9 protein-coding genes are annotated in these 6,714 nt (G+C 54.5%); all 9 read left to right on the top strand.

The features are described 5' to 3' along the window. Positions 1–86: 86 nt before the first annotated feature. Positions 87–1,430, top strand: a complete 1,344-nt coding sequence (gene ffh, locus Q1K23_RS04965; protein WP_300362944.1) for a signal recognition particle protein — start codon at positions 87–89, stop codon at positions 1,428–1,430. A 92-nt stretch (positions 1,431–1,522) separates the two neighbouring features. Further along, positions 1,523–1,750 (top strand): 30S ribosomal protein S16, encoded by a 228-nt coding sequence (gene rpsP, locus Q1K23_RS04960; RefSeq protein ID WP_300362942.1) that lies wholly within the window; start codon positions 1,523–1,525, stop codon positions 1,748–1,750. A gap of 4 nt (positions 1,751–1,754) precedes the next feature. Then, the gene (locus Q1K23_RS04955; RefSeq protein WP_300362940.1) at positions 1,755–2,000 is read left to right on the top strand and encodes a KH domain-containing protein; all 246 of its coding nucleotides are present in this window, start codon (positions 1,755–1,757) and stop codon (positions 1,998–2,000) included. Positions 2,001–2,005: 5 nt separating this feature from the next. Beyond that, complete coding sequence (gene rimM, locus Q1K23_RS04950; protein ID WP_300362938.1) at positions 2,006–2,536, top strand: ribosome maturation factor RimM; 531 nt, start codon at positions 2,006–2,008, stop codon at positions 2,534–2,536. Then, entirely contained in the window at positions 2,536–3,252 is a 717-nt protein-coding gene (gene trmD / locus Q1K23_RS04945; protein ID WP_300362936.1) for a tRNA (guanosine(37)-N1)-methyltransferase TrmD, read from the top strand. The genes rimM and trmD overlap by 1 nt, the downstream gene beginning before the upstream one ends. Continuing rightward, on the top strand, positions 3,233–3,592 hold the full coding sequence (gene rplS / locus Q1K23_RS04940) for a 50S ribosomal protein L19 (protein ID WP_300362934.1): 360 nt from the start codon (positions 3,233–3,235) through the stop codon (positions 3,590–3,592). The genes trmD and rplS overlap by 20 nt, the downstream gene beginning before the upstream one ends. A 107-nt stretch (positions 3,593–3,699) precedes the next feature. Continuing rightward, on the top strand, positions 3,700–4,260 hold the full coding sequence (locus tag Q1K23_RS04935; protein ID WP_300362932.1) for a peptidylprolyl isomerase: 561 nt from the start codon (positions 3,700–3,702) through the stop codon (positions 4,258–4,260). A gap of 96 nt (positions 4,261–4,356) precedes the next feature. Further along, on the top strand, positions 4,357–5,496 hold the full coding sequence (locus Q1K23_RS04930; protein WP_300362931.1) for an FIST N-terminal domain-containing protein: 1,140 nt from the start codon (positions 4,357–4,359) through the stop codon (positions 5,494–5,496). After that, positions 5,497–6,714: diguanylate cyclase (locus Q1K23_RS04925; RefSeq protein ID WP_300362929.1), on the top strand; the 1,218-nt coding region annotated here is incomplete at its 3' end.

Genomic DNA, 6,714 nt, shown 5'->3' with positions numbered 1-6,714 from the left:
AAATCTTATATTTAATTAAAATTAAAGTCTTTATAAGGTAAAATTCCGCACTTTGAATAGACCCTGTAAAAAATGTAGGAGCATCCGTGTTTGAGTCATTGAGCAACAGTTTTCAGAACGCCATCAACAAGATACGTTTCAAGGACGACGAAAAAGCCCTGAAGCGTGCCCTGGGAGAACTGAAAAAGTCGCTGCTCAAGGCCGACGTGCACCACAAAGTGGTCAAGGAGCTTCTAAGCGTCGTCGAGCGTGAGACGAAACTCAAAGGCATCGGCAAGGAGAACTTTCTGGGAGCTCTCAAGCAGGAGCTGACCCATATCCTCACCGCGCCGGGGAAACAGGGATTCGTCTACAGCCCTACGCCTCCGACGGTGGTGATGATGGCCGGTCTGCAGGGATCGGGCAAGACGACGACGTCGGGCAAGCTCGCCTACTACCTCAAACTGCGCAAAAAGAAGGTTCTGCTGGCCGCGGCGGACCTGCAGCGCCTGGCGGCGGTGGAGCAGCTGCGCCAGATCGCCGACCAGATCGAGGTGGACGTCTTCGCCGACGAATCGATCAAAGATCCGGTGGAAGTGGCCAAAAGAGCGCTGCAGAGGGCCAAAGAGGGCAACTACGACGTGCTGATCGTCGATACCGCCGGCCGTCTGGCGATCGACGAGGAGCTGATGGACGAGATCAAACGGGTCAAAGAGGTGCTCCAACCCGACGAGGTCTTCTACGTCGCCGACTCTCTGACGGGACAGGACGCGGTGCGAAGCGCCGCCACCTTCCACAAGGAGCTGGGAATCACTGGCGTGATTCTTAGCAAGTACGACGGTGACAGCAAAGGGGGCGTGGCCCTGGGTATCGCCAAGCAGGTCGGCGTACCGCTGCGCTTCATCGGATCGGGCGAGAAGATGCCGGATCTGGAGGTCTTCATCCCCGATCGGATCGTCGGCCGCCTGATGGGCGCGGGCGATATCGAGTCGCTGGCCGAGAAGGCTTCCGCCGTCATCGACGAGAAGGAGGCCAAGCGGGTCGCCAAGAAGATCAAGAAGGGGCAGTTCAACTTCAACGACTTCCTCGATCAGCTGGAGCAGATGAAGAAGCTGGGATCCCTCAAATCGCTGATCGGCATGATACCGGGCATGAACAAGATGGCCGGCGCCATCAAGGATCTCGACCTGGAAAACAGCCAGGAGATCAAGAAGATCAAGGCGCTGATCAGCTCCATGACCCCCAAGGAGCGGGAAAATCCCGATCTGCTCAACAACAGCCGCAAACGTCGGATCGCCCAGGGGGCGGGGCTCAGCCAGATGGAAGTGAACAAGGTCCTCAAGCAGTTCAAGAACGCCGCGAAGATGGCGAAGAAGTTTTCGGGCAAAAAAGGGATGCAGGATCTGCAGAACATGATGAGCCAGATGCAGGGCGGCGGGTTCCCCCGCTGATCCCTTTCGGGGCCCTGACCTGAACGAACCCGTCATTCGTTCAGGCCAGTGCCTCACAGCATTTCAAAAAGATATTTCCAAGGAGAAAAGATATGACAGTTATCCGACTTACCCGCATGGGACGCAAAAAACGACCTTTCTACCGCATCGTCGTCACAGACAGCCGCAAGCGCCGCGACAGCGGCTGGATCGAGAGCATCGGCTACTACGATCCGATGACCGAGCCTGCGACCGTCAAACTCGACGAAGAGCGCTACAACTACTGGCTGAGCGTCGGTGCGCAGCCCAGCGAACGCGTCAAGAAACTCGCCGGAAAGTAAGACGATGATCGAAGCCTTTGTGCGCGATTTCGCGAAACTGATCGTCTCCCACCCGGAAGAGATCAGCGTCGAGCGGAGAAGTCTCGGCGAAAATTTCGACGAGATCGTCATCTACGCGCACAAAGAGGACGCCGGCAAGCTGATCGGAAAAGAGGGGCGTATGATCAACGCCCTCAAAACGGTGATCAGCGGCTGCAAAGCCAAAGACGGCATCAGCTACCGCGTCAACGTACGAACGACGGAGGAGTGAGAAGGGTGAAAGAGCCCGAAAAACTTCCCGTCGCACGTATCGGAAAGACGGTGGGTCTCCGCGGCGATCTGCGCCTCAACCTCCTGACAGATTTCCCCGAACAGTTCAAAAAAGGTGCCCGTTTCATGAGCGATCGCGGCGATCTGACCGTGCGCTCCTACAATCCGGAGCGGGGCACGGTACGCTTCGAAGGGATCGAGGACGTGGACGAGGCCAAAAAGCTGACGAACGCCTACCTCTACACGACGAAGGAGGCGGGCGAAGAGGCCTGTGATCTGAAAGAGGGCGAGTACTTCTGGTATCAGATCATCGGGCTGACGGTGGAAGAGGATGGGGAGACCCTGGGGCGTGTCAGGGATATCGAGCGTCTCGCAGGGACCGACTACATGGTCGTCGAGACGGCGCCCGGTCTCGAGGAGGCCGGTGCCCCCGGCAGTTTCCTGATCCCCTTTATCGACCGATACGTCGATCGTGTCGACCTGGAGGGAAAAAAGGTTCTGACCCGGGGCGCCAGAGCGATTCTGGAAGCGAGCTGATGCGTTTTACCTTCGTGACGCTTTTCAGACCCCTGATGGAGGGCTATTTCGAAGACTCCATCCTGAAGCGGGCGATCGGAAAGGGTCTTCTGTCGGTCGATTTCCTCAACCCCCGGGATTTTACGGCGGACAAACACCGCAAAGTGGACGATACGGCGGCCGGCGGCGGTGCGGGCATGGTGATGATGGCCCAGCCTCTCGACGATGCGCTGAAGCACCTCAGGGCGGAGTCGCCGCAGGTGCATATCGTCTTCACGACACCGGTGGGCAAACCCTTCAGGCAGAGCGACGCGAAGCGGCTCGCTTCGCAGAAAAGGCATGTCGCCTTCGTCAGCGGACGATACGAGGGGATCGACGAGCGGGTGATCGAGCTCTGGGCCGATGAGGTCTTTTCCATCGGCGACTACATCCTGACGGGGGGCGAGCTCCCGTCTCTGGTGATGGCCGACGCGATCAGCCGGCTGGTGCCGGGTGTGCTTGGAAATGCCCAATCTCTGGAAGCGGAGAGTTTCGAATCGTATCTTCTGGAGGCCCCCTCGTTCACACGACCTAAAAGTTTCCATAATTTAAGTATTCCTTCAGAATTCTTAAAGGGAAATCATAGTAAAATTAACGCCCTGAAAAAAAGGCTGGCATTGGCCAAAACAAAATATTTTCGACCCGAACGATATCTGAAATTTACCCAAAGGGAAAGTGATGAAAAATCGATATATTGAGTCTTTCGAACAAGCTCAGATGGCAAGCAAGAATATCCCGGACTTCCGAGCCGGCGATACGGTCCGCGTAGCGGTAAACATCAAAGAGGGCGACAAAACCCGTGTACAGAACTTCGAAGGCGTCTGTATCTCCATCCGCGGCGAGGGAACCGGCAAAAGTTTCACCGTCCGCAAGATCGGCGCGAACAATGTCGGCGTCGAGCGTATCTTCCCGCTTTATAGCGACAGCATCGAAGGGATCGAAGTGGTTCGCCGCGGACGTGTCCGCCGTGCGAAACTCTACTATCTGCGCAACCTCCGCGGTAAAGCGGCGCGTATCAAAGAGCTCCGCCGCAAATAATTACGAGCCCCTCTCCCTTTGGGGCTTTACTCACCACACCGATCCATTCTCCCTTTTTCGCTAAAATACTCTTCCATTACATTACAATCCATGACAAGGTGACTGTTATGAAACGACTCGTTTTTTCTCTGCTTTTTGCGGTAATCTCGCTCTTCGCACAGCCTGCGGAACTCCCAAAAGCCGCGCAGAAGCATCCTCTGGTCAGACTTCAGACGACGATGGGCGATGTCGTTTTGCAGATCAGGGAGGATTGGGCTCCGATGGCTGCGGAGAACTTTCTGACCCATGTGAAAGAGGGGTATTACGACGGGGTTCCCTTTCATCGTATCATCCGGGGTTTCATGATCCAAAGCGGCGATCCGACAGGAACGGGACGGGGTGGCGATTCGATCTGGCACAAACCCTTCAAAGACGAGTTCGCCCCCAATGTCGTCTTCGACAGACCGGGTATTCTGGCCATGGCCAACGCCGGCCCCAATACGAACCGGAGCCAGTTTTTCATCACCGTAGGCCGGGCTCCCTGGCTCAACGGACACTATTCGATATTCGGCACTGTCAAGGAGGGAATGGAAACCGTCTACAGGATCTCCAACGTCGCGACCGACAGATCCGACCGGCCCCTCAAACCCGTCAAGATAGTGCATGCTTCCATTTTGCCGGAGTCGTGAAGAAAAAAAGACTTTTTTCGTCAGCTTCCTAACAAAATCGCCGAAATTCTCGATATTATCTATCGATATAGAGCTGTTTTGCAATAAGGAAATATGATGAAACTCCGATTGTATCGTTTTACCGATGGGTGGAACGAACCCTTCGACACCTCATTGGACTCCGATTCGACACTGCTGCTGATGTTCGGGGAAATGGGAAGAAACGGTGAGGTGAACAGAGCGATCGATGAGATATGCCGGGCCTACCCGAAATCTCTCAAAGCGGGCTGTTCGAGTGCGGGAGAGATTTTCGACGCCGAGCTTTTCGAACATTCACTGGTCGTCGCCGTCGTCCGTCTGGAAAAGAGCCGAGTGAAAAAGGTCGAATGTCCGATCGCCTCACCCGAAGCGTCGAAAAAGATCGGCAGGGAACTTGCGGCTTCACTCGTTGCCGAAGATTTGAAGGCGATTTTTGTCATAAGTGAAGGTTTGACGATCAACGGTTCGGAACTGGCAGCGGGTATCAACAGTGTCATTTCTCCAGAAATCATCGTCACAGGTGGTCTGGCCGGTGACGACGACAGATTCGAAAAGACCTACATTCTGACGGAAATGTGTCGCCCGCAACCCGAGGTGGTCAGCGCCATAGGTTTCTACGGCGAGGATTTCAGGATCGCATCGGGATACAAAGGGGGATGGGACAGATTCGGTATCGAACGTGAGATCACATCTTCGAAGAAAAACATTCTCTACACCCTCAACAACGAGCCGGCGCTGGAGGTGTACAAACGCTATCTGGGAAAACATGCCGAAGAGCTTCCGGCCAGCGCTCTGCTCTTTCCCCTGGCGATCAGGGAGTCGAAAGAGAGCGAAGAGACGAAAGTGCGGACCGTTCTGGCCGTCAACGAAGCGGAGCAGTCGATCACTTTCGCCGGGGATATGCCCGAAGGGGGATACGCGACGTTCATGAAAGCCAATTTCGACCGGCTCATCGACGGTGCCTACGAAGCGGCGGAAACGATGGCAGAAAACAGAGATATCCGTATGGATGCCCTCGGTATCGCCATCAGCTGTGTCGGAAGAAAGCTTCTGCTCAAACAGAGAACGGAAGAGGAGTTGGAAGCGACACTGGATGTCCTTCCCGAAGGGACGCGTCAGATCGGATTCTACTCCTACGGTGAGATCTCGCCGATGCACTCCGGAGCGTGCGATCTGCATAACCAGACGATGACATTGACACTGATCTGGGAAGAGTGAATGCATCGTCTGCTTCGTAGAATTCTCAAAAAGAGCGGTCTTTCGGTCGATCGTGTGCCATCGTCGGAAGGGTGGTCCAAATTTTTAGAAAAAGTCGACGAGACATTCGTCAGCAACGACGAAGACCGATATCTGCTGGAGCGATCGCTGGAGATCTCGTCAAAAGAGATGGAAGAGCTGCTCGAAGCCTCCAAAGAGAGCTACCAGCATAGAATCTCCGCCCTGATCAAAGTGATTCCCGATCTTATCTTCTATGTGGACGAAGATGGCCGATACCTGGATATCCTCTCCCAGGGAAGGGATGAGCTCCTCTACATTCCCCGTGATCGGATCATCGGAAAAAAGATGGATGAGATCTTTCCAAAAGAGTATTCCAGAATCTTCTACGATGCCACGAAAGAGGCGATCGAAACCAACCAGCTCAAAATCATCAACTATTCGATGGCGGTGAAAGCAGAGAGGCGCTTTTTCGAGGCGCGTATCATGCCCACCAACATCAAGGAGAATGGAAAGCGCACGACGATCGCCATCGTGCGGGATATGACGGCGGAAAAGAAATCGATCGAATATCTCAACGTCATCAAAAAGATATTCGAGGATGCGACGGAAGGCATTCTGATCGCCTCGAGAGACGGAGACTATCTGGAGATCAACGATGCTTTCTGCCGGATGCTCGGGATCGAAAAGGATCGGCTTCCCGGTTTCAGATTGAAAGATTTCAGCCGTTTTCTCGATCGGGCAACGATGGAACATATCTATCGCTCCATCGATACGAAAAACTATTTCCACGGCGAAGTGACCGTCATCAGAGACGACGGATCGAAACTTCTCGCGTGGCTGACCATCGATACCGTCTTCAACGAAAACGGCGAAGCGACCTATCGGGTGGCGATGCTGACGGATATTTCGGAGCTGCAGGCATCGAGAGAGAAGCTTCGATTCACCGCCACACACGATGCGCTGACGAAACTTCCCAACCGGACGCTTCTTTTCGAACGGCTGGACGAAGCGCTCAAGCGGGCCAAACGGAACGAAAAGAGCGGAGCGCTCTTTTTCATCGATCTGGACAACTTCAAGGAGATCAACGATACGGCCGGCCACAGTGCGGGGGACAAAGTCCTCGTCGAGTGTGCCGAACGGATAAAAAACGTACTCAGAGAAAGCGACATATTCGGTCGTCTGGGAGGAGACGAGTTTCTGCTGATTATCGAAAACATC

The organism is Hydrogenimonas sp., from assembly GCF_029933015.1.
GTDB lineage: Bacteria > Campylobacterota > Campylobacteria > Campylobacterales > Hydrogenimonadaceae > Hydrogenimonas.
The sequence above is the reverse complement of the archived record's forward strand: the minus strand, read 5'-3'. Positions and strand labels throughout refer to the sequence as shown.